This is a genomic window from Allobranchiibius sp. CTAmp26 (assembly GCF_017565405.1).
Lineage (GTDB): Bacteria > Actinomycetota > Actinomycetes > Actinomycetales > Dermatophilaceae > Allobranchiibius.
The window spans coordinates 196139-219536 of sequence record NZ_JAGEKR010000006.1 but is presented as its reverse complement, the minus strand read 5'-3'; the positions used below and the strand labels follow the sequence as shown (position 1 = coordinate 219536).

Sequence of the window (23398 nt, the reverse complement as noted above, 5' to 3'; positions counted from 1 at the left end):
CCCTTCCACCGACCCGACCCACGCACTGCCCGGTGGGCTCGCCGGGCAGTTGTCGGGGGCCGGTCCTACAGTCACCTCCATGGCTCAGCACACGGCACTCCCCCGCACCGCGGCGCTCTCACCGAGCCGCGCTTCGGACTTCATGCAGTGCCCGCTGCTCTACCGCTTCCGCACCATCGACAAGCTCCCTGAGCCGCCCAGCCCCGCCGCCGCGCGGGGCACGCTGGTGCACTCGGTCCTGGAGCGGCTCTTCGACGTCCCTGCGCCCGAACGCACCGTGGAGCACGCACGCACCCTGATCGCCCCGCAGTGGGACGCTCTCGTCGAGGCCGAGCCGGAGCTCGCGACGTTGGTCGCGGAGGGTCCGGACGCGATGCGGCAGTGGGTGTCCGACGCCGGTGTCCTGGTCGAGCGCTGGTTCGAGTTGGAGGACCCGACCCGATTGGAGCCGGCCGAGCGCGAGCTCTACGTCGAGGCCGAGGTCGACGGCTTGACGTTGCGCGGGTACGTCGACCGGTTGGACGTCGCACCCGGGGGCGAGTTGCGGGTCGTGGACTACAAGACCGGCCGCTCGCCGTCCCAGTTGTTCGAGGCCAAGGCGCTCTTCCAGATGAAGTTCTACGCGCTCGTGCTCTGGCGCACCCGCGGCGTCGTTCCGCGGATGCTGCAGCTGGTCTATCTGGGCAACTCCGAGTTGGTGCGCTACGAGCCTGAGGAGCACGATCTGCTCGCCACCGAGCGCAAGGTGCGCGCGCTCTGGGCGGCGATCGAGCGCGCCGCCACCGACGGCGATTGGCGACCGAGCCCGTCCCGGTTGTGCGACTGGTGCAGCTTCCGCGACCTGTGCCCGGCCCACGGCGGAATCGCTCCTCCGCTGCCCGAACGCGCCCAGGAGCTGGCGCTCGACCCGTCGCGATCCGGCAGCACCGACGACACGGAGTGACCCGCCGGTGGGCTCAGTGGACCGGGTGGAACATCCCGAGCAGATCGGCCGGACGTAGCCCCGCGAGGGTGCCCAGCTGGACCGCGCCGATGTCCGCGGGCAGCGCGACGACGTGCGGCACCGCGATCGTCGGGACGCCGGCGGCGACCGCCGAGGTCACCCCCGGGATCGAATCCTCGATCGCCACGCACCGCGACGGCGGCAGGTCCAGCGCCCGGCACGCGGCCAGGTAGGGCTCGGGTGCCGGCTTGCCCTCGCGGACCGCGTCTCCGGTGATCACCGCCGCGAAGGTGCCGTCGGGCAACGCGTCCACCAGCACCTGGGCGAACGACAGGTAGGACATCGTCACCAGCGCGTTGGGTACACCCTCCTCACCGAGGGCGATCAACAGCTCGCGGGCGCCCGGGCGCCACGGCACGTGCTCGCGCATCTGCGCGACGACGGCCGCGAGGAGCACGTCGACGACCGCGGGTGCCGACAAGGTGACCGGGGAGTTGGCGCGGATGATCTCGGCCGAGACCAGCAACGAGTTGCCCACACACTCGTGCGCGAGCTCCTGGGTCCATGTGCCGCCGTAGGACTCCACCAGGTCGTGTTCGGCGCTGATCCAGTAGGGCTCGGTGTCGACGATCGTGCCGTCCATGTCCCACAGGACGGCGCTGGGAAGGACGGGCGCTGCCACCCTCAGTCCTCCGGCTCGTAGCCGAGGTTGGGCGACAGCCACTTCTCGGCGGTGCGCAGCGGCCAGCCCTTGCGGTCGGCGTAGTCCTCAAGTTGGTCACGCCCTAGGCGCCCGACCACGAAGTACTGACTGTCCGGGTGGGAGAAGTAGAGCCCGCTCACCGCGGCGCCCGGCCACATGGCCATCGACTCCGTCAGCTCGATGCCGGTGGTCTGCTCCACGTCGAGCAGTTCCCAGATCGTCGCCTTCTCGGTGTGGTCCGGGCAGGCCGGATATCCCGGCGCCGGGCGGATGCCGCGGTACTTCTCCTCGATCATCTCGGTGTTGGTGAGGTGCTCGTCGCCGGCGTACCCCCACAGGTCGTGGCGTACGACGGCGTGCAGGCGCTCGGCGAACGCCTCGGCGAGCCGGTCGGCCAGCGACTCCAGCAGGATCGCGCTGTAGTCGTCGAGGTCGTCCTTGAACTTCTGCGCGCGCTCCTGCGACCCCAACCCCGCGGTGACGGCGAAGCCGCCCACGTAGTCGCGCAGCCCGGCATCCGTCGGCGCCACGTAGTCGGCCAGCGACCGGTTGGGCACGCCCTCCCGGTGCTCGCCCTGCTGGCGCAGCTGGTGCAGGACGGTGCGCACCTGGGTGCGCTCCTCGTCGGCGTACACCTCGATGTCGTCGCCCCGTGCCGCCGCCGGGAAGAACCCGGCAACGCCGTTCGCGCGCAGCCAGCCCTCCTCGATGATGGTGTCGAGCATCGTCTGGGCGTCGTCCCACAGCTTGCGCGCGGTGTCACCGGACGCGGGGTTGTTGAGGATGTCGGGGAAGCGTCCCTTCATCTCCCAGGCGTTGAAGAACGGCTGCCAGTCGATGTACTCGCGCAGCACGTCCAGCGGGTAGTCCCGGTAGACCTTCGTCCACTGGGTGCCTTCGTGGCTGCTCTCACCCTCGTGGAAGTCCTTCTCCTGGGCAGCCAGGAAACGCGGCCGCGGCGGGCGATAGCCCGTCCAGTCGATCGGCGTACGACGCTCCTGTGCCTTGTCGTAGCCCACCAGTTTGCGGTCGGTGCTCTTGGCGGCGTGCCGCGCCCGGATCGAGTCGTAGTCCTTCTCGACCTCGGCGAGGAACCCGTCGCGCCGTTCGTCGGACAGCAGCGCGGCCGCGGTCCCGACCGACCGGGATGCGTCCTTGACCCAGACGACCGGTCCCGAGTACTTCGGTGTCACCTTGACCGCCGTGTGCGCCCGCGAGGTCGTGGCCCCGCCGAGCAGCAGCGGGATGGTCATCCCCAGACGTTCCATCTCCTCGGCGAAGCTGACCATCTCGTCCAGGGACGGGGTGATGAGGCCGGACAGTCCGATGATGTCGGCGTCCTCGGCCTTGGCGGCATCCAGGATCTTCTGACCCGGCACCATCACACCGAGATCGACGACCTCGTAGTTGTTGCACTGCAGCACCACCCCGACGATGTTCTTGCCGATGTCGTGCACGTCGCCCTTGACGGTGGCCATCACGATCTTGCCCTTGGCACGACTGACGTCACCGGGCTTGCGTTCGGCCTCGATGAAGGGGATCAGGTGGGCCACGGCCTTCTTCATCACCCGGGCGGACTTCACGACCTGCGGCAGGAACATCTTGCCCGAGCCGAAGAGGTCGCCGACGACGTCCATGCCGTCCATCAACGGACCCTCGATGACGTCCAGCGGTCGTCCGCCGCTCTCGACCAGCTCGAGCCGCAGGGCCTCGGTGTCGTCGACCACGTGCTCGTCGATGCCCTTCACCAGGGCGTGCGTGATGCGCTCGCGCAGCGGCAGCGAGCGCCACTCCTGCTGCTCGGCCGGAGAGGCCGGACCGCTGGCGTTGTGGCGTTCGGCGACCTCGAGCAGCCGCTCGGCGGCGTCCTCACGACGGTTGAGGACCACGTCCTCGATGCGGTCGCGCAGCTCGGAGTCGATCTGGTCGTAGACCACGAGCGCGCCGGCGTTGACGATGCCCATGTCCATGCCGGCCTTGATGGCGTGGAAGAGGAGGACCGCGTGGATCGCCTCGCGCACCGGGTTGTTGCCGCGGAAGGAGAACGACACGTTCGAGACACCGCCGGAGACCAGCGCGTGGGGCAGGTTCTCCTTGATCCAGCGGGTGGCCTCGATGAAGTCCACGCCGTAGTTGGCGTGCTCCTCGATGCCCGTGGCCAGCGCGAAGATGTTCGGATCGAAGATGATGTCCTCGGGCGGGAAGCCCACCTCTTCGGTGAGGATCCGGTACGCGGTCCCGCAGATCTCCTTGCGGCGCTCGAGGGTGTCGGCCTGGCCCTCCTCGTCGAACGCCATCACGACGACGGCGGCGCCGTACTTCCGGCACATCCGGGCGTGCTCGATGAAAGGCTCCACGCCCTCCTTCATCGAGATCGAGTTGACGATCGACTTGCCCTGGATGCATCGCAGCCCGGCCTCGATGACGTCCCATTTGGACGAGTCGACCATCACCGGTACGCGGCAGATGTCCGGCTCGGAGGCGATCAACTTGCAGAAGTGGTCCATCGCCTCGATGCCGTCGATCATCCCCTCGTCCATGTTGATGTCGATGACCTGCGCACCGGCCTCGACCTGCTGCCGGGCGACGTTGAGGGCCGTGGTGTAGTCGCCCTCCTTGATGAGCTTGCGGAAACGGGCCGAGCCGGTGATGTTGGTGCGCTCGCCGACGTTCACGAAGAGGGACTCGGGCACCACGGTGAGCGGTTCGAGGCCGGACAACCGCAGCGCGGGCGCGACGGTCGGGGGCTTGCGCGGCGCGTGTCCGGCTGCCCGCTGCGCGATGGCTGCGATGTGCTCGGGCGTGGTGCCGCAGCAGCCGCCCAGGATGTTGACCAACCCGTCCGCCGCGAACGACGACACGATCTCGCCCATCGAGTCGGGCTCCTCGTCGTACTCCCCGAACGCGTTCGGGAGCCCGGCGTTGGGGTAGCAGGACACGAAGCAGTCCGCGATGGAGGACAGCTCGGCGACGTACTGACGCATCTCGGCCGCGCCGAGGGCGCAGTTGAGGCCGATCGCGAGCGGCCGGGCGTGCCGGACGCTGTTCCAGAACGCCTCGGTGACCTGACCGGTCAGCGTGCGGCCGGAGGCGTCGGTGATGGTGCCGGAGATGATGACCGGCCAGCGGCGGCCACGCTGCTCGAAGAGCGTCTCGAGCGCGAAGATCGCGGCCTTGGAGTTGAGGGTGTCGAAGATGGTCTCGACGATCAGGAGGTCGGCGCCGCCGTCGACCAGGCCGTCGGCCTGCTCCAGGTAGGCGTCCACCAGCTCTTCGAAGAGGACGTTGCGCTTGCTCGGGTCGTTGACGTCCGGTGAGATCGACGCGGTCCGGTTCGTGGGCCCGAGCGCGCCGACGACGAACCGCGGTCGCTGCGGGTCCTGCGCGGTCACCGCGTCGCACGCCTCACGCGCCAGTCGCGCGGAGGCCAGGTTGAACTCGTACGCGAGGTCCTGCATGCCGTAGTCGGCCAGCGAGATCCGCTGCGCGTTGAAGGTGTTGGTCTCGACCAGGTCGGCTCCGCCGTCGAGGTACTCGGTGTGGATCGAGCGGATCAGATCGGGCTGGGTCAACGACAGCAGGTCGTTGTTGCCCTTGAGGTCGCTCGGCCAGTCGGCGAACCGCTCACCGCGGTAGTCCGACTCCCCCAGGCGCTGCCGCTGGATCATGGTGCCCATCGCGCCGTCCAGCATCATGATTCGACCCGCGAGCAGCTCCTGCAGCTCGGCGGTGCGGTCAGGTTGGAGGGCGGGTGCGGGCCGGGAGCCCTCGGAGCGGCTGCTCACAGGTGGTGTCCCTTCATCGGGTGATGCGCCCGATTCTATGAGGCGGCGGCGTCACGGTGGATGTCGGTCGTTCGCCATGAGACGCGTACTCAATAGGCTGCACGCAGCGCCGGGTATTCCCCCGGGCGCTCCGCTCGCTCGGAGGAGGACACCTTGATCGAGTTCGAGGACGTGCCACTGCTGCGCGACCCGATCATGATCGCCGCGTTCGAGGGCTGGAACGACGCCGGTGAGACGGCCAGCTCGACACTCGCCCACCTGATCGCGATGTGGGACGCCGAACCGCTCTGCGCGATGGATCCTGAGCTCTACTACGACTTCCAGGTCAACCGCCCCCAGGTCTCCGGCGAGGGACGCGACCGCAAGATCACCTGGCCGACCACCAAGGTCTTCCTGGCGCGCAACACGCCGCTGGAGCGCGACGTCCTGCTCGTGCAGGGCATCGAGCCCTCCATGCGATGGCTCGGCTACACCCGCGAGCTGATGAGCCTGGCGGCGGAGGTCGACGTGTCGATGATCATCACCCTCGGCGGCCTGCTGGCGGATGTGCCGCACACCCGGCCCATCCCGGTGACGGTCACCTCCGACGACGAGCAGTCGCAGCTGCGCTACGACGTGGAGGCCAGCAAGTACGAAGGACCGTCCGGGATCGTAGGCGTGCTCAGCGACGCGGCCCGTACGGCGCGGGTGCCGAACCTGTCGTGCTGGGCCGCCGTGCCGCACTACGCAGGCGGTAGCCCGTCCCCCAAGGCGACCCTCGCGCTCCTCACCCGCCTCGAGGAGCTGCTCGACACGCTCATCGGGCACGCCGATCTGCCCGACCAGGCGCGCGCGTGGGAGCACGGTGTCGACGAACTCGCGGCGTCCGACGACGAGGTGGCCGAGTACGTGCACTCCCTGGAGGAGGCGCAGGACACCACGGAGCTTCCCGAGGCCAGCGGCGACGCCATCGCCCGGGAGTTCGAGCGTTACCTGCGGCGCCGGGACGACGAAGAGGACTGACCCCCGCGGTCGGGCTCGGCCGGCTCAACCGGCCTGGTCGCGCACCGTCTCGGTCTCGGCGGACACATCGGGCGACACCTCGGCGCGGTGGTAGGTCAGGTCGGACGCCGGGAGCGGGTCGGCGCCGGTGATCATGTCCGCCGCGCGTTCGGCGACCATCATCACGGGCGCGTAGATGTTCGAGTTGGGGATGACCGGCAGGACCGAGGCGTCGACGACGCGGATCCCGTCCAGCCCGTGCACGCGCAAGGTGTCCGGGTCCACGACCGACATCTCGTCCGTGCCCATCTTGCAGCTGCACGACGGGTGCAGTGCCGAGCTCACGTTGCGACGTACCCAGGCGAGCACGTCACGGTCGGAGGTGAGGAACTCCCCCGGCGCGAGCTCGTAGACGCCCAGTTCCTTCATGGCCGGGGACCGACCGATATCGCGCGCCACCCGCATGGCGGCGAGCCACTCGCGCTGGTCCTCCGGCGCGGTCAGGTAGTTGAAGCGGATCGCCGGACGGGTCGCGGGATTGCGCGACACCGTCTTCACGTGGCCGGTCGCCTTGGACAGCATCGGGCCCACGTGCATCTCGAAACCGTGCCCGCTCTGGGGCACTCCGCTCACCTCGCGCAACGAGGGCAGCAGGTGACACATGATGTCGGGGTACGCCGTGTCGGTGCGCGAGCGGCTGAACCCGCCCACCTCGTGATGGTTCGACGCGCCGGGCCCGCCGCGGTTGTAGAGCCAGTGGGTGACCATCCGGGGAGCGTGCCGAAGCCGGTGATGGTGGTGGGGCTGCTCGGACACCGGTGAGTCGCAATGGAACTGCACCCACGCCTCGAGGTGGTCCTGCAGGTTCTGCCCCACACCGGGCAGGTGCTGCACGACCGGGATGTCCAGGGCGCTCAACTCCTCGGCGTTGCCGACGCCGGACAGCTGGAGCACCTGCGGGGAGTTGAACACCCCACCGGACAGGATGACCTCGTCGGCGTACACCGTGTGCAGCCGGTCGCCCGCGCGGTACTCCACCCCCACCGCGCGGGTCCCCTCGAAGAGCACCCGCGTGACGAACGCGCGGGTCACGAGGTCCAGGTTGGGCCGGGACAGTGCGGGCCGGAGGTAGCCGTCCGCGGCCGAGCAGCGGCTGCCGGCCGAGGTGTTGCGGTCGAGGACGCCGTACCCCTCCTGCCGATAGCCGTTGATGTCGTCGATCACCTCGTGGCCGCACTCCGCCGCCGCACGGAGGAACGCGGCGTTGAGCGGGTGGTCGGGATCGCCCCGCTGCAGCACGATCGGCCCGTTGCGACCACGTCGCGGATCATCCGATCCCGTGGCGGTGGCGTCCTCCATCCGCATGAAGTAGGGCAGGCAGTGGGCCCAGTCCCATCCCTGCATGCCCGGAAGGGTGGCCCAACGGTCGTAGTCCATCGGGTTGCCCCGCAGGAAGATCATCGCGTTGATCGAGCTGGAACCGCCGACCATCTTGCCGCGGCTGTGGACCAGCCGACGCCCGTCCAGGCCCGGTTCGGGCTCGGACAGGTAGCGCCACGCGTAGCTGTCGCTCCCGGTCGGGACCGGCGCGTTCGGCATGTGCGTGAGGATGTCGAACTTCCAGTCCATCCGACCGCTCTCGAGCACCAACACGCGGTGACTCGGGTCGGCGCTGAGCCGATCGGCGAGCACGCAACCGGCCGACCCGGCCCCCACGATGACGGTGTCGAAACCCGCACCGGCGCCGACATCGGGCGTGGCCCGTCGTCGTCCCATGCCTGGACTCCTGTCTCCCCAGCGACTTTCCCCGAATAGTGCCACCCGCCCGCACCCGTCGCAGGGATCTGGCACAACTGTACGGCGACGACGGGGTCACCGCCGTGCACCGGTGGGCGGGCCGCTGCCGCGGAGGTGGAACGGTGCCATAGCGTCGGATCATGACCGTCGATGTGCGTGACGCCAACGCCGCCGACGGCCGGGCGTGCGCCGAAATCTATGCGCCGTACGTGCTCGACACCGCGGTTTCCTTCGAGCTCACCGCACCGGCGGCGGCGGAGATGGCGCGGCGCATCGAAGAGGCCCAGCACCGGCATGCATGGCTGGTGGCGCAGGACGAGCGGGGCGTGCTCCTCGGATACGCCTACGCCCACCCGTACGCCGCGCGGCCGGCGTACCGATGGACCTGCGAACCGAGCGTCTATCTGACCACTGAAGCGCGGGGACGCGGGGTGGGTCGCCTGTTGTACGGCGTGCTGCTGGACCGGTTGACCGCGCGAGGGTTCCGCCAAGCGGTGGCCGGGATCACCCTCCCCAATCCGGCCAGCGTGCGGCTGCACGAGTCGATGGGCTTCGAACACGTCGGGGTCTTCCGGTCGGTCGGCTGGAAGCACGGTCGGTGGCATGACGTCGCCCGGATGCAGCGGGCGCTGCTCGTCGCCGCTGACCCGCCCGAGGAGACCGTCTGAGACGTGCCCGGCAGATCGTCCGCGCGCGTCCTCATCGACCGGCCGATCCGCGTGATACCCATGGCCATGACCGAGGCGAGCATCGATCAGTTCGACTACTCCGGCGAGCAGTTCGACTTCCCCACGCGCAGTGTGTGCATCGCCGGGGTGCTCTGCTACATCGTCGGCCTCCTACCGCTGGCGCTGCGGTCGGGAGAGCATCCGGTGGTCTCGGCCGGGGTGTGGATCCCGTCGCTGTGGTTCGTGGGGTGGCACTTCGTAGTGGTCGCCGTCGGGATCCTGGGGTCGGTCAGGGAGAACTTCCACCTGCGGGGCGAACCGGTGAACCGGGCGTTGATGTACGGCGCGGGGTGGGCCGTCGCCGGCGCGTCGAGCCTCGCTCCCCTGGTCGCCAACACCTATCTCCAGCTGAGCGACGACAAGATCGTCGTCGTCGCTCACGCGGCCGCCGTCGGGTGCTCGTGCACGCTCTTCTGGGCCGGTGCGGCGATGTGGGGCGACCGCGCGCAGGCGGCCGTCGCGTTCGTCCTCGGCGTCGGCGTGTTCTTCGCGATGTCGCTCGGCCCGGGCCTCTACTTCTGGGTGATGCTCATCGTGATGCCGCTGGCGTTCGCCGTCGGCGCACTGCTCGCCCTGCGGCACCGCACCGGGCTGGGGTTCGACGCCGCGACCCGGTGAAGTCACAGGGACCGCGCAGGTACGGCCTCAGACGTCGCTGCGGGTCCGCCAGTCGGCCAGGCGGACCGAGTCCCCCCGCCGCCGCGCGGCGCGGCGTTCGTCGATGACCGCGTTCACGAGGATCCCCGCCACCACCACTCCGCTGACGACCAGGACCCACACCGACAACACGAAGGTCGTCCCGACCAGGCCGTAGTCGTCGACCTGCTCGGTGACCTGGCCGGGCAGCCAGATCTCCGAACCCACGGACACGACCGTGGCGCCGAGGGTGATCAGCAGCGAACCCGGCAGCAGCTTGGCCCACGGCACGCGACGCAGCAGCAGGCACCACTGGGTCCACCAGTAGAAGCCGCCCATCGACAGCCCGACGGTGATCGACTCGATCGCGATCTCCAGCACGCCCCCGATGGGCCAGTTGCGGGTGCGCCCGCTCAGCCAGATGGCGGTCGCGAGGAACGGCACGAGCGAGGCCACCCACACCAGCCGCATCCACCACCATCGTTGCCAGGGTGCCCGCGGGCGATCCCACGCGATCTCCAGGATGCGTTGCGTGGTGCCGGCGACGCCGACGGTGAAGGCCACGGCGAGCAGCAGGCCCACCACGAGCTCACCCCATCCAGGTGTTGCCGCGGGCTGCAGCAACACGTGCAGGTCATGTCGGCCGTCGGCGTTCAACCCCAGCGCGTCGCTGATCAGACCGGCGGCCGACCCTTCGTGCACCCGGTGGAGCACCGAGGACGTGGCGACGAGGAGCGGCACCATGCACAGCAGTTGCTGCGCGGCGAGGGCGAGGGTGTAGTGGCCCAGATCCAGGGCCTGCGACCGGCTCAGGGTGTGTCCGGGCAGGGTGCTGCGCCATCGTGCGAGAAGCGAGGAGGTCAGCTGCGCCGCCTGCTCTCTTCTCTTCACCAGGTGATTATCCCTGCTGGGCCGCTACGTCGTCGCGCAGCTCGCGGCGCAGGATCTTCATGGACGGTCCGAGGGGCAGGCTTTCGCGGATCTGCACCCGCCGGGGGTACTTGTACCGTGCCAGATGCTCCCTGCCGTACGCGTGGATCTCCTCCTCGGTGGCGGTAGCGCCCGGCACCAGGGTGACGAACGCCATGACCTCCTCGCCCTGTTCGTCGTCGGGGACGCCGATCACGGCCGCCATCTGCACCGCGGGGTGGCGCACCAGTACCTCCTCGACCTCCCGCGGGTAGATGTTGAAGCCACCGCGGATGATGAGGTCCTTCTTGCGGTCCACGATCGACAGGAAGCCGTCCTCGTCCTTCACCCCGATGTCGCCGGTGCGGAACCAGCCGTCCTGGATGGCTGCGGCGGTGGCCTCCGGGTCGTCGAGGTATCCCTCGAAGACGCAGTGCCCCCGTACGACGACCTCGCCCCGCTGTCCGGTCGTGAGGAGCTCCACGCGGTCCTCGATGTCGCTGTCGGCGATCTCCGCCTCGACACCCCACACGGGGTGGCCGACCGTGCCGGGCCGCACGCCGTACACCTGTTGGTTGGAGCTGACACCGGGTGAGGTCTCGGACAGCCCGTACCCCTCGGTGATCTGGGCGCCGAAGGTGGTCTCGACCTGCTCCAGCACCGAGACCGGGAGGGCGGCGCCCCCGGAGGCGACCCGCTTCATCTGCGGGATGCCGGGTGCGCCCGGTTCGGCTGCGGCCTGCAGCAGCTGCACGAACATCGTGGGGACGCCGGAGAAGATCGTGACGTGCTCGTCGTTCAACAGCCGCAGGCAGGTGGCCGCGTCGAAGCGCGGCAGCAGGACGATCGTCCCGCCGATCCGCAGCGGGGTGTTCATCACCGCCTGCTGGCCGAAGATGTGGAACAGCGGCAGACAGCCCATCACCACATCGGTCGAGTTCGCCGGGGTGTCGGAGTCGTAGGCCATGTTGTGCATCGACAACAGCAGGTTGAGGTGCGAGAGCATCACGCCCTTCGGCCGGCCGGTCGTGCCGCTGGTGAAGATGATCACGGCGATGTCGTTCGGGGCGCGCGTCACGTACGTCGGCAGCGGATGCGGGTGGTCCATCAGGTCGCTCACCTGCAGTGCCTGCGCGTCGCTCTGCTCGGCGATGCTGCGCGCGAGGTCGCCGAACGACTCGTGATAGAGCACGATGTCCGCCTTCGAGCGACGAACCATGTCGCTGCCCTCTTCGGGGGTGAGCAGCGGGGAGATCATCACCACGGTGCCGCCCGCGGCGATGACGCCGTAGTACGCGGTGACGAACTCCACGACGTTCGGCAGCAGGACCGCCACCCGGACGCCGGGTCCGACGCCTCGTTCGGCGAGCGAGCCGGCCACCCGGAGCGAGGAGTCCCACAGGTCGGCGTAGCTGACACGCCGCTCGCCCTGGACGACGGCCGTTTTCGTCGGACGGCGCTTGGCCGAGTCCGACAGGATGCTGGCGAGCGACAGCGTTGGCATTGAGTTCCCATCCTCGATCTGACGACTGCTGCGCGGAGGCGGTCCCGGCGTCGGGACCGTCTCCCTAGAACGCGTTGATGCCCGTCTCGGCCCGGCCGATCAGGAGCTTCTGGATCTGGCTGGTGCCTTCGTAGAGCGTCATCACCCGGGCGTCGCGCATGAGCTTCTGCACGGGGTACTCATCGACATAGCCGTATCCGCCGAACGCCTGGATGGCCAGGTTCGAGGAGCGCACCGCCGCCTCGCTGGCGAACAGCTTGGCCTTGGACGCGGCCACCCGGAACGGCTCTCCACGGTCGATCAGGTCGGCCGCTCGCCAGACCATCAACCGGGCCGCGTCAGCGTCCAGGGAGATGTCGGCGATCATGTCCTGCACCAGCTGGTAGCCGGCGATGGGCTTGCCGAACTGCGTTCGCTCGCAGGTGTATTCGACGACCGCCTCGAGGCACGCCTGCACGATGCCGACGCAGCCCGCGGCGACGCCGACCCGGCCCTTGTCGAGCGCCGTCATGGCGATCTTGAAGCCGGCCCCGGGTTCCCCCAGGACGGCCGACTCCGGCACGCGTACGTCGTCGAGCGACAAGGATGCGGTCGCCTGTCCGCGCAGGCCGAGCTTGCCTTTGATCTCGGTACGCGTGAGGCCGGGAGCATCCGTCGGCACCAGGAATGCTGTGACACCGCGTGGACCCTCGTCACTGGTACGCGCGAAGATGAGAGCCACATCGGCCCAGGTGCCGTTGGTGATGAAGATCTTCTCGCCGCGCAGGACGTAGTCGCCGCCCTCGCGTCGCGCCTTCGTGGTGAGGTTGCCGGCATCGGATCCGTTGCCCGGCTCGGTTAGCCCGAAGCACCCGAGCTGCTGCCCTGCGGCGAGACCCGGGAGCCACTGCTCCTTCTGCTCGGTGGTGCCGTGCGCCGCGATGGTCTTGGCGACCAGGCCGTTGCTGACCGACACGATGCCGCGGATCGCGGAGTCCGCCCGCCCGAGCTCCTCCATCACGAGGACGTACGTGAAGAAGTCGGCCTGGACGCCGCCGTACTCCTCGGGGATCCCGAAGCCGAAGACGCCGAGCTCGCCGAGCCGCGGCACGATCGAGGTGTCGACGCTCTCGTCGCGATCCCACTGCGCCCGGTGCGGCACGACCTCCTTCTCCAGGAATTCGCGGACGAGATCGCGCAGATCGCGCTGGTCCTCGCTCAGCGACAGGTCCATCTCAGCCGCCCGCCGTGTGACGGCGCAGTTCGCGCTTGGCGAGGGAGTTCTTGTGCACCTCGTCCGGGCCGTCGGCGAACCGCAGCGTGCGGATGCCTGCCGCCGCCCGCGCGAGCGGGAAGTCCTGGCTCAGGCCGCCGGCACCGTGCGCCTGGATGGCCTTGTCGAGGATCCACTCCACGGTGCTCGGGGTGGCGATCTTGATGGCCTGGATCTCGCCGTGCGCGCCGCGGTTGCCGACGGTGTCCATCAGCCAGGCGGTCTTGAGCACCAGCAGCCGCAACTGCTCGACGCGCACGCGGGACTCGGCGATCCAGTCCCGGATGACGCCCTGCTCGGACAGCGGTCGACCGAACGCCACTCGGTCGCTGACCCGCTCGCACATGAGCTCGATCGCGCGCTCGGCCACGCCGATCGAGCGCATGCAGTGGTGGATGCGGCCGGGGCCGAGCCGTGCCTGCGCGATCGCGAATCCCTCGCCCTCACCGCTGATCAGGTTGCTCGCCGGCACCCGGACCTGGTCGAAGACGATCTCCGCGTGGCCGCCGTGGTCGTGGTCGTCGTACCCGTAGACGTGCATGCCCCGCACGATCTGCACACCGGGGGTGTCGCGGGGCACCAGGATCTGGCTCTGCTGGCGGTGCCGCTCGGCGCTCGGGTCGGTCTTGCCCATCACGATGAAGATCGCGGCGTCCGGGTTCATGGCACCGGTGATCCACCACTTGCGACCGGTGATGACGTATTCGTCGCCGTCGCGCTCGATGCGGGTCTCGATGTTGGTCGCGTCCGAGGACGCGACGGCCGGCTCCGTCATCGCGAACGACGAGCGGATACGCCCTTCCAGCAACGGTTTCAGCCACTGCTCCTTCTGCTCGGGGGTGCCGAACTGCTCCAGCACCTCCATGTTGCCGGTGTCCGGCGCCGAGCAGTTCACGACGGATGGGGCGAGCTCCATGGCACGGCCGGTGATCTCGGCGAGCGGCGCGTACTGCAGGTTCGTCAGCCCCGCGCCACCCTCACCGGGCAGAAAGAGGTTCCAGAGGCCGGCGTCGCGGGCCTCCTGCCGCAGCGTCTGCAGGACCGGGGTGCGTGACCACGCCCACCGGTCGTCCGAGGCGTCCAGCTCGTCGTGGAAGGTGCCCACGGAGGGGATGACGCGCTCGTCCACGAACGATCGCAGCTGCTTCATCAGCGCGGTGGTGCGCTCGTCGTACTCGAAGTCCATGTCAGCCTTCCCGCAGGGCTGCGAGCCCGGCGTCCAGGAGGGGACCGACGGCGGTCCCCACGTTGTCGAAACCCGAGCCGACGGTCTGGCCCTGGGTGTAGCGGTAGTGGATGCCCTCCAGGATGGTCGCCAACTTGTAGTAGGCGAGCCCCATATGCCACCCGATGTGCGAGACGTCCCGACCACTGGCCGCGGTGTAGCGCGCCAGCATCGTGTCCGTGTCGGGGTAGCCCGGCGCGGCGGCGACATCGGAGACGCCGGCGCCGGGTGTGACCTGGGAGAGCTGTTGGTAGACGACGAAGAGCGCGACGTCCGAGAGCGGATCCCCCAGCGTCGCCATCTCCCAGTCCAGCACCGCGGTGACCTGGTCGGACTCCCCTACCAGCAGATTGTCCAGCCGGTAGTCGCCGTGCAGCACGGACACGTCGCCGTCACCGGGCACTGCCGCGGCGAGCGCGTCGGACAGCTCCTCGGCGCGGGGCAGGTCCCGGCTGGCGGAGGCGTCCATCTGACGGCGCCAGCGGCGAACCTGCCGCTCCAGGAACCCGTGCGGGCGTCCGAACTCGCCCAGGCCGACCGACTCCGGATCGACCGCGTGCAGCGCCACCAGCGTGTCGACGAGCCGGTGGGCGATGTCGCGGGTGCGGTCGGGCCCGAGCGGCGCGATCTGGGCCGCATGCCGGTACGGCGTACCGGCCACCAGCTCCATCACGTAGAACGGGGCGCCGATGACGCTGTCGTCCGGGCACACGGCGTACGTCGTGGGCACCGGGACGTCCGTCGGCGCCAACGCCGTGATGACCGTGTGCTCGCGCACCATGTCGTGCGCGGTGGACAGCACGTGACCGAGCGGCGGGCGGCGTACGACGACGCTCGTCGTGCCGTCACCGACCTCATAGGTGAGGTTGGACTTGCCGCCGGCAAGGATGCGTCCGGTGAGCTCGCCGTGCAGCAACCCCGGTGCTTCCCGCTGCAGGAAACCGGACAGCGCCTGCAGGTCCAGACCCTGCGGGCTGTCGGTCACGGAACCAGCAGCGAGACGGTCTCGGCGACGCAGGCGGGCTTCTCGGCGCCCTCGAGCTCGACGGTCACGGTGGCGACGCTCTGTGCGCCGTTCGGGCCGCGGTTGAGCTCCTTGAGCACCGCTCGGGCCCGCACGCGCGACCCCACGGGCACCGGAGTGGGGAAGCGAACCTTGTTGGAGCCGTAGTTGATCCCCATCGACAGTCCGTCGACCGTGTAGATCTCGGAGACGAGGGTGGGCAGCAGCGAGAGGGTCAGGTAGCCGTGCGCGATGGTCCCACCGAACGGGCCCTTGCTCGCCCGTTCGACGTCGACGTGGATCCACTGATGGTCACCGGTGGCCTCGGCGAAGGTGTCGACCTGCTCCTGGGTCACGGTGTGCCAGTCGCTCACTCCGAGCTCGTCGCCGACGGCGGCTTCGAGATCGTCCAGTCCGTGAAATGTGCGCATGTGGTGCTCCTTGTCTGGATGGTCAACAGGGTCGTTCAGCGGGGGGCGGGCGTCGGCGAGTGCTGCAGCAGCTCGCCCAACGCCGCGCGGGTGGTGGCGGCGTCCTCGTGCAGAACGGTGCGCAGGCCTGCCGCGCGTGCACCCACGAGGTTGGGCTCGGCGTCGTCGACGAAGATCACGTCGGAGGGTGCCAGCCCCAGCCGTTCGACGGCGAGGTCGAAGATGCGCTTCTCCGGTTTGCGCATGCCGACCTCGCCGGAGATGACGATCGGATCGAACAACTCGTCCAGCAGCGTGCGGTCGTAGGAAAAACCCCAGCTGTTGGACAGCAGGCCCGTGCGGACGCCGGCCGCTCGCAGGTCGCGTACGACGGCGACCGTGCCCTCGTCGACCTTGCTCGCCTTGAACATGCCGCGCAGATAGTCGCCGGGGGGCACGGGATCGCCGCCCGGAGAACGTAGTTCGCGCGTGAGCAGAGTGTTGAACTCGGACGCCGACAGCTCGCCGCGTTCGAGCCGGTGGATGGGGCTGTCCGGCGACGCGTCGCGTCCCAGCCACCGTTTGAGCACCCGCGAGAAGGACTGCGGGTCGATGTCGGCTTCGCTCGTCCACGACGCGATGCTGCCGCGGATCGGCGTCGTGATGACGCCGCCATAGTCGAAGAGGACCGCTTGCACCACTGAGCTCATGAGGTCGGGGCCCCCACGAAGTATCGGCGGAGCGCGGCGGGGGAGAACTTCGTGGGGTGGCTCACGGAACCATCACCACGCGACCGACGGTGGAGCCGTCGCCGAGTCGCTGGAGCGCGTCCGGCACCTGCTCGAGACCGACCCGCTCGCTCACCAATGGGACGGCGACGCCGTCCTGCGCCATCTGGGAGAGCACTTCGTGACATTCCGTCATCAGGCCCGGGATCTTGGACTTGTAGAGACCCCAGTGCAGTCCGAGGATCGAGTAGTTCTTGATCAGGGCGTGGTTGAGCGCGGCGGACTGGATGCGGCCGCCCGCGAAACCGATGACCACGATGCGGCCCTCGAAGGCGATGCACTTGGTCGACCGGTCGTAGGTGTCGCCGCCGACCGGGTCGTAGATCACGTCGGCGCCGCGGCCGTCCGTGGCGTCCTTCACGATCTGCACGAAGTCCTCGGTGTGCCGATCGACCACGATGTCCGCGCCCAATTCACGGGCGAAGCGGGCCTTCTCGGCGCCGCCGACCACGCCGATGACCCGGGCGCCGGCGGCCTTGCCGAGCTGGACGGCGGAGCTGCCCACCCCACCGGCCGCGGCGTGCACGAGCAGCGTCTCCCCCGGTTGCAGGGCGGCGCGGCGGTGCAGGGCGAACCAGCTGGTCTGGTACCCGATCCAGAACGACGCTGCCTGCGCGTCGTCGAGTGCGGGGGGCGCGGGGTGCGCGTCGGTGGCCTCCATCAGGGCGAACTCGGCGAAACCGCCTGCCGGGAGGGCCGGGGAACCCAGCACCCGCGCTCCCACTGAGAGGTGGTCGACACCGTCACCGAGGGCGGTGACCTCACCGCACACCTCGACGCCCGGCGTGAACGGCAGCGGCGGGCGTACCTGGTACTCGCCCCGGCACATCAGCACGTCCGGGAAGTTGAGCGCCGCACCCAGCACCCGCACGCAGATCTGACCGAGGCCCGGCTCGGGCACGGGTGCGTCGACCACCTGCAGCACCTTGTTCGGCTGCCCCAGCTCCTCGATCCGCAGTGCTCTCATCGTCGCCATGTCGTCTCAGCCTCCATAGCGCGTCGCCCGCGCGTCCTCGAGTTTGCGTTGCAGTTTGTTCATCCCGGCCAGCCAGCGGTCCGGCTCGGCGCTGCGCAGCGCCGCGTACCCGGCCACCTCGGGGTGGGGAAGGATGTAGAAATCCTCGGTCGTGAGCGCCGCCGCGACGGCATCGGCCACCCGCTCGGGCGGCAGCGCCTGGTCGTGGCTGAGCAGCTCCTCCAGCTCGCCGGACGCCTCGAGCATTCGCGTCTGCACGCCCTGTGGGCAGATCGCCTGCACGACCACGCCGCGGTGGCGGTAGGTGACGCTCAGCCATTCCGCGAACGCGACGGCCGCGTGCTTGGTCACCGCGTACGACGGGTCGTCCAGGATCGTGAGAAGACCTGCAGCGGACGCGGTGACGACGAAGCGTCCACCGCCCTGCTTCTCCCAGATCGGCTCCAGGGCCCGCGCCGCACGTACGTGCGCGAGGACGTTGATGTCCAGGATCGTCGCCCACTGCTCGTCACTGGTACCGGAAAGTCCTGTGCCCAGGGCGATCCCGGCGTTGGCGAAGAACACGTCGATCCGGCCCAGAGCCTCCAGCGACGCGTCGACGAGGTTCTGTACGCCGCCATCGGAGGCGATGTCGGCGACCACCGGGTGCGCGCCGATCCGTTCGGCGAGCTCGCGTAGTTCGTCGCCGTCGCGGTCGCTGACGACCAGCCGGGCCCCGTCGGCGGCCATCCGGGTGGCGATGGCCGCACCGATTCCTCGGGCAGCGCCGGTGACGACGACGGTCTGTGCTCCAGCTGCCGGAGCCGACACCTCAGACTCCCCCGCGCAGGGTGATGCCGCCGTCCAGCACGAGCGTCTGGCCGGTGACCCAGGAGCTGTCTGCGGACAGGAAGTAGGTGACGGCGGTGGCGATGTCCTCGGGCTCGCCCAGCCGCTTCAGCGGGTAGTCGGCCGATGCCTTCTCCTCACCCTCCGCGTAGAGCGCCTGCGCGAACTGGGTCTTCACCACGGCCGGTGCGACGGCATTGACCCGGATGGTCGGGCCGAGCTCCACGGCGAGGCTCTCGGTGAGCGAGATGAGCATCGCCTTGGTCGCGCCGTACAGCGAGATGCCCGGCGCCGGGCGGACCCCGGCCACGGACGCGACGTTGACGATCGAGCCGCCGTGCTCGCGCATCCACGAGCGGTAGGCGAGCTGCACCCAGGAGAGGACCGCGATCGCGTTGACCTCGGTCGTCTTACGCGCAGCCGCGAGGTCCACGTCGACCAGCGGGCCGAACGAGGGGTTGATGCCGGCGTTGTTGACCAGCAGATCCAGCGATCCGAACGTGCGGATGGCGGTGTCGATCGCCTGCTGCTGGTGCGCCGGGTCGTCCGCCTTGCCGGCGACCGCAACGACGACGTCCGGACCGCCGAGCTCGGCGGCGGCCTCGTCCAGGGCCTCCTGTTTGCGCGCCGTGATGACCACGCGGCCACCCTCGGCGACGATCTGACGGGCGATCCCGAGGCCGATGCCTCGGCTCGCACCCGTCACCAGGGCGGTCTTACCGGACAGTCTGCTCACTCGTATCTCCTTGTCGCACAATGCATCTGACGTTATATCTGTGTGGAAGCGCCGACGAGGTCAGCTGAGGCGTTCGAGCACCATCGCCATGCCCTGGCCGCCGCCGACGCACATGGTCTCCAGACCGAACTGCTTGTCGTGGAAGCGCAGCGAGTTGATCAAGGTGCTGGTGATGCGGGCCCCGGTCATGCCGAAGGGGTGCCCGACGGCGATGGCGCCGCCGTTGACGTTGAGCTTGTCCCACGGGATGCCGAGGTCGCGGGCGGACGGGATGACCTGCGCGGCGAAGGCCTCGTTGATCTCGACCAGATCGATGTCGCCGATGCTCATGCCGGCGTTCGCGAGCGCCTTACGGGACGCCTCGACCGGGCCCAGGCCCATGATCTCCGGGGACAGCGCCGTCAGACCGGTGGAGACGATGCGGGCCAGTGGTGTCAGCCCGAGCTGCTTGGCCTTGGTGTCGCTCATGATGATCACCGCGGCGGCACCGTCGTTGAGGGGACAGCAGTTGCCGGCGGTCACGGTGCCGTCCGGGCGGAAGACCGGCTGCAGCCCGCTGACCTTCTCCAGTGTCACGCCGGCGCGCGGACCGTCGTCCTTCTCCACCGTGCTGCCGTCCGGCAGCGTCACCGGCGTGATGTCCTGCGCCCAGAAGCCGTTCTTCTGTGCCTCCTCGGCGAGGTTTTGGCTGCGTACGCCGAACTCGTCCTGATCGGCGCGTGTCACACCCTTGAACGACGCGACGTTCTCCGCGGTCTGCCCCATCTGCATGTAGATGTCGGGCAGCTCGCCGTCCTCATGCGGGTCGTGCCACGGCGGCATCTGACCGGCCGCGGCGACCTCGGTACGTCGGCCGGCGTCGTCGAAGAGGGGGTTCTTCGTGTCGGGGTAGCCGTCGGCCGAGCCGCGGTCGTAGCGGCTGACGGTCTCGACGCCTGCGGAGATGAAGACCTCACCCTCCCCCGCGCGGATGGCGTGCATCGCCATCCGGGAGGTCTGCAGGCTCGAGGAGCAGTAGCGCTGCACCGTGGTGCCGCCGACCCCGTCCAGGCCGAGCAGCGTGGCCACGACCCGGGCCATGTTGAAGCCGGACTCACCGGCGGGCTGCCCGCAGCCCAGCATCAGGTCCTCGATGTCGGAGCGATCCAGCTCGGGCACCTTGTCGAGTGCGGCCTGGACCATCTGGACGGTCAGGTCGTCCGGTCGCATGTCGACCAGCGACCCCTTGCGCGCCCGGCCGATGGGTGACCTGGCGGTGGCGACGATGACAGCTTCGGGCATGGGTGCTCCCCGTATTCGGGCCGACGTCGGGGAGGCCGCGTCGGCTTACTAAGCGCTTGCTTACTGTGTGCCAGCTCACCCTAGCGGTCGCTGATCCGTGACCCAACGAGGTCCCGGGGAGTGATGCGGTGGGTGCTTGTGCATGTGATCACGTTGCTCGCTCGCAGCCGGGCGGCCCGGGCCGAGCTCCCACGCGACGCTGACGGTGTTCGCTTTCGTTGACGGTGTTGGAACGCCGTCAATTGTTGCGAACGCCGTCAGCGTCAGGCTGCGGGTTGGCAGGGCATTCGTCCGGGGGTGAGGTCCCAGGTGACGCTGGTGGTGGTGACCTGGGCGGTGAGCAGGTCGCGGTGCACGATGGTGTGATGCCTGGCGCAGAGCAGTGCTGCGTTGGTCAGTGTTGTCTCTCCGCCGGCCCACCAGGGCCTCACATGATGCGCGTCGCACCAGTCCGGTGGCCGGTCGCAACAGGGGAAGGTGCAGTGCTGATCCCGGTGGATGACCGCGGTGCGTAATCCGCCGGTGAAGAGGCGTTTGGCGCGGCCGACGTCGAGGGGTTCAGAGTCGCCGCCGAGGACTGCGGGGATCAGATCGGCGTCGCAGGCCAGCCTCCGGAGAGTGCCGGCGTCGAGCAGCTCTCCGTCGGTGGTGCGCCCGATCCCGGGCAGGTACGTGGGCGCGCATCCATTTGCTGCTGAACCGTGTTCGCTGAGCTGGTCGAGCCGGCCCGCGCTGCGGAGTCCCTCGTAGAGGGTGTTGTAGTCCAGGGTGACCAGGATTTTGGCGGTCCCGCCGAACTCCCCGACCGGTCGTGGGCTGCTGCCGTCCAGGACCCCGGCGGCGGTGTCGACCAGCCGCACCAGGGCGTCCGCACGCCGTTTGGCGGGGGTCCGCAGGTCACGCTCTGATGCATCGTCTCCGGTCTCTGGCGTTGGCGCAGAAAGCGCCTGCAGAGCGTGTTTCACGGCGGCGGCGTGACCACCGGAGAGTTCGGCGACGAACCGGGTCAACCCACTGGGCAGGTCGGTCCAGAACACCGACTCACACTCCTGCTGACGTTCCTCGTCCCGCACGAGTTGCTCGGGCGCGAATTCGCCGACGATCCGGGTGGACAGCTGCCGCAGCGTGCGCCAGCCGTGGTCAGACAGCGACAGGTAGCGGCCCAACAGGTCGTCGCGATCCGCGGTCGGCAGCAGCGGCAGGACCCGGGGCACTTCCCGCAACGCGGCCGCCGCCGCCGGCACACTCGCCGACCCAGAAGCCAACGCCTCGGCCACCACGTCGTTGCGGGGATCGGCGCACTCGACCCCCACCGCCCCGACCCGGCGCACCACAGTCGGCTCGGCGCCGACCGCCTGCCGGGCAACCCACGCCGGAGCACCCGTCGCGGTCGAGTTGGCGACCGTCCCCCGGCTCAACGCCTCGGCGGTCACCAACGCAGCGACGTTCTCGAAGCGGGACCCGATCCGCAGCATCGACCCGACCACCGCACCCAGGGCCGCCTCGTCCAACTGCCACAACGCCCCGGGCCACTCCTGCAGGTCCGCGGCGACCTGCTCCAGATGGGCCATCAACCGGGCACCCGTCCCCGGCGCAGCGGGCTGACGTGTCGCGTTGGTCAACTGCGCCATGGCCCCTCCTGTGGCTACCCGTTCCTACCTCATCCCTGCACTCTTTATCATACGCGTGTTCGATATGGACAGCAAGGGTAGATGCCACGAAAGATGCTGCAAATATTGATCATTCGTGAAGGAGTTATCCACATCCCCCTCGTCGAGGTGGGTGTTTGCGGGGTTGTCCACACCCCCACCGGCCGACTGCGCATGTCGGGATACGGGTGTGACGCGTGTGCCACCTGTGGTGCGCGAATCGCGCACTCGACAGCTGGGACGCCTGCTCCTGATGAGGGTGCCGCGTTAGGGGGTGAGCAGGAGCTTGCCCGTGGTCGCGCGGCCTTCGAGGGCCTCGTACGCCGCAACGGCCTCGTCGAGCGGATAGCTCGCACTGATGTCGACGTGCAGCGATCCGCGCTCGACCGCACCGAACACCGCTCCGGCCCGCCACAGCAGCTCCTCGCGAGTCGCGATGTACGACGCCAGAGTCGGACGCGTGACGAAGAGCGAGCCCAGCTGGTTCAGGCGCTGGAGGTCGAACGGCGGCACCTGGCCGCTGGCTGCGCCGAAGAGTGCCATCAGACCCCGCGGGCGCAGCGACCGGAGCGATGCCTCGAAGGTCGCCTGGCCGACACCGTCGTAGACGACGTCGACCCCCCGGCCGGCAGCCTCCCGCACCGCCGCCGCAAGGTCCTTCGGCTTCCCGTCGTACTCGTGGTAACCGATCGTGTGGTGTGCGCCGAGCCGCGAGGCGATGGCCAGCTTGTCGGCGCTGCCGGCGGTCGCGACGACGTGGGCGCCCTTGGCGACGATGAGCTGGACGAGCAACTGTCCGACACCGCCGGCCGCGGCGTGCACCAGGGCGATGTCGCCCTCGCGCACCGCGTACGTCGACTCGACCAGATAGTGCGCGGTCATCCCCTGCAGCATCGCCGCGGCGGCCAGCCGCAGGTCGACGCCGTCCGGCACGGGGACGACGGCCGCCGCGGACACGTTGACCAGTTCGGCGGCCGAGCCGGGGCCGGAGGCCCAGGCGACCCGTGCACCCGGGTGCAGATCGGTGACCTGCGAGCCGACTGCCTCGATGGTGCCCGCGCCCTCGTCGCCGGCCACGAACGGCGTCGGACCCGGGTAGATGCCCTCGCGTTTGTAGACGTCGATGAAGTTCACACCGGTGGCGGCCACCCGGACCTGCACCTCGTCGGGTGCCGGAGCGGGAACGTCGTGGTCCCGCACCGCCAGCACCGAACGGTCGCCGTTCTCGGTCACGAAGAGTGCGCGCGTCATACCGGCCACCCTA

At 69.4% G+C, this 23398-nt stretch carries 20 protein-coding genes; 4 read left to right on the top strand and 16 right to left on the bottom strand.

Annotated features, from left to right (window positions below):
* Window positions 1–79: 79 nt before the first annotated feature.
* A complete protein-coding gene (locus J4030_RS04905; protein WP_208048081.1) occupies window positions 80–943 on the top strand; it encodes a PD-(D/E)XK nuclease family protein in 864 nt (287 codons plus the stop codon).
* Between the two features lie 13 nt (window positions 944–956).
* On the opposite strand, the gene J4030_RS04900 is transcribed toward J4030_RS04905, so the two are convergent.
* Window positions 957–1631 carry an HAD family phosphatase gene (locus tag J4030_RS04900; protein ID WP_243762907.1) on the bottom strand — a complete coding sequence of 225 codons (675 nt, stop codon included), beginning with the start codon at window positions 1629–1631 and terminating at the stop codon, window positions 957–959.
* Window positions 1628–5341: a methionine synthase gene (gene metH / locus J4030_RS04895; RefSeq protein ID WP_208048101.1), complete on the bottom strand. Its 3714-nt coding sequence runs from the start codon at window positions 5339–5341 to the stop codon at window positions 1628–1630. Before metH ends, J4030_RS04900 begins: the two co-directional genes overlap by 4 nt.
* Window positions 5342–5584: 243 nt before the next feature.
* Between metH and J4030_RS04890 the strand changes: the two genes are divergently transcribed.
* The gene (locus J4030_RS04890; RefSeq protein WP_179480634.1) at window positions 5585–6433 is read left to right on the top strand and encodes a PAC2 family protein; all 849 of its coding nucleotides are present in this window, start codon (window positions 5585–5587) and stop codon (window positions 6431–6433) included.
* A 24-nt stretch (window positions 6434–6457) separates the two neighbouring features.
* On the opposite strand, the gene J4030_RS04885 is transcribed toward J4030_RS04890, so the two are convergent.
* Complete coding sequence (locus tag J4030_RS04885) at window positions 6458–8188, bottom strand: choline dehydrogenase (protein ID WP_208048080.1); 1731 nt, start codon at window positions 8186–8188, stop codon at window positions 6458–6460.
* Between the two features lie 161 nt (window positions 8189–8349).
* On the opposite strand from J4030_RS04885, the gene J4030_RS04880 reads away from it, so the two are divergent.
* Together J4030_RS04880 and J4030_RS04875 are read left to right on the top strand one after the other, a co-directional pair.
* The gene (locus J4030_RS04880) at window positions 8350–8877 is read left to right on the top strand and encodes a GNAT family N-acetyltransferase (protein WP_208048079.1); all 528 of its coding nucleotides are present in this window, start codon (window positions 8350–8352) and stop codon (window positions 8875–8877) included.
* A 3-nt stretch (window positions 8878–8880) separates the two neighbouring features.
* The gene (locus J4030_RS04875; protein WP_208048078.1) at window positions 8881–9555 is read left to right on the top strand and encodes a hypothetical protein; all 675 of its coding nucleotides are present in this window, start codon (window positions 8881–8883) and stop codon (window positions 9553–9555) included.
* A 27-nt stretch (window positions 9556–9582) separates the two neighbouring features.
* On the opposite strand, the gene J4030_RS04870 is transcribed toward J4030_RS04875, so the two are convergent.
* The 13 genes from J4030_RS04870 to J4030_RS04810 all read right to left on the bottom strand — a co-directional run bounded on the left by J4030_RS04870 (window position 9583) and on the right by J4030_RS04810 (window position 23385).
* The gene (locus J4030_RS04870) at window positions 9583–10464 is read right to left on the bottom strand and encodes a YhjD/YihY/BrkB family envelope integrity protein (RefSeq protein WP_208048077.1); all 882 of its coding nucleotides are present in this window, start codon (window positions 10462–10464) and stop codon (window positions 9583–9585) included.
* 7 nt (window positions 10465–10471) lie between these two features.
* On the bottom strand, window positions 10472–11986 hold the full coding sequence (locus J4030_RS04865; RefSeq protein WP_208048076.1) for a long-chain fatty acid--CoA ligase: 1515 nt from the start codon (window positions 11984–11986) through the stop codon (window positions 10472–10474).
* A gap of 64 nt (window positions 11987–12050) precedes the next feature.
* The gene (locus J4030_RS04860) at window positions 12051–13199 is read right to left on the bottom strand and encodes an acyl-CoA dehydrogenase family protein (RefSeq protein WP_208048075.1); all 1149 of its coding nucleotides are present in this window, start codon (window positions 13197–13199) and stop codon (window positions 12051–12053) included.
* Window position 13200: 1 nt separating this feature from the next.
* The gene (locus J4030_RS04855) at window positions 13201–14424 is read right to left on the bottom strand and encodes an acyl-CoA dehydrogenase family protein (protein WP_208048074.1); all 1224 of its coding nucleotides are present in this window, start codon (window positions 14422–14424) and stop codon (window positions 13201–13203) included.
* 1 nt (window position 14425) lies between these two features.
* Window positions 14426–15448, bottom strand: coding sequence for a phosphotransferase family protein (locus J4030_RS04850; protein WP_208048073.1), 1023 nt, complete (start codon window positions 15446–15448; stop codon window positions 14426–14428).
* On the bottom strand, window positions 15445–15897 hold the full coding sequence (locus J4030_RS04845) for a MaoC family dehydratase (RefSeq protein ID WP_208048072.1): 453 nt from the start codon (window positions 15895–15897) through the stop codon (window positions 15445–15447). The genes J4030_RS04850 and J4030_RS04845 overlap by 4 nt, the downstream gene beginning before the upstream one ends.
* A 35-nt stretch (window positions 15898–15932) precedes the next feature.
* Complete coding sequence (locus tag J4030_RS04840) at window positions 15933–16586, bottom strand: HAD family phosphatase (protein WP_208048071.1); 654 nt, start codon at window positions 16584–16586, stop codon at window positions 15933–15935.
* A 61-nt stretch (window positions 16587–16647) separates the two neighbouring features.
* Window positions 16648–17640, bottom strand: a complete 993-nt coding sequence (locus tag J4030_RS04835) for an NADPH:quinone oxidoreductase family protein (RefSeq protein ID WP_243762847.1) — start codon at window positions 17638–17640, stop codon at window positions 16648–16650.
* A gap of 6 nt (window positions 17641–17646) precedes the next feature.
* Window positions 17647–18450: an SDR family oxidoreductase gene (locus J4030_RS04830; protein ID WP_208048070.1), complete on the bottom strand. Its 804-nt coding sequence runs from the start codon at window positions 18448–18450 to the stop codon at window positions 17647–17649.
* A 1-nt stretch (window position 18451) separates the two neighbouring features.
* Complete coding sequence (locus tag J4030_RS04825; RefSeq protein WP_208048069.1) at window positions 18452–19204, bottom strand: SDR family oxidoreductase; 753 nt, start codon at window positions 19202–19204, stop codon at window positions 18452–18454.
* 60 nt (window positions 19205–19264) lie between these two features.
* Window positions 19265–20485, bottom strand: coding sequence for an acetyl-CoA C-acetyltransferase (locus tag J4030_RS04820; RefSeq protein WP_208048068.1), 1221 nt, complete (start codon window positions 20483–20485; stop codon window positions 19265–19267).
* Between the two features lie 263 nt (window positions 20486–20748).
* A complete protein-coding gene (locus J4030_RS04815) occupies window positions 20749–22116 on the bottom strand; it encodes an HNH endonuclease signature motif containing protein (RefSeq protein ID WP_208048067.1) in 1368 nt (455 codons plus the stop codon).
* 285 nt (window positions 22117–22401) lie between these two features.
* Complete coding sequence (locus tag J4030_RS04810) at window positions 22402–23385, bottom strand: quinone oxidoreductase (RefSeq protein ID WP_208048066.1); 984 nt, start codon at window positions 23383–23385, stop codon at window positions 22402–22404.
* Window positions 23386–23398: the final 13 nt, after the last annotated feature.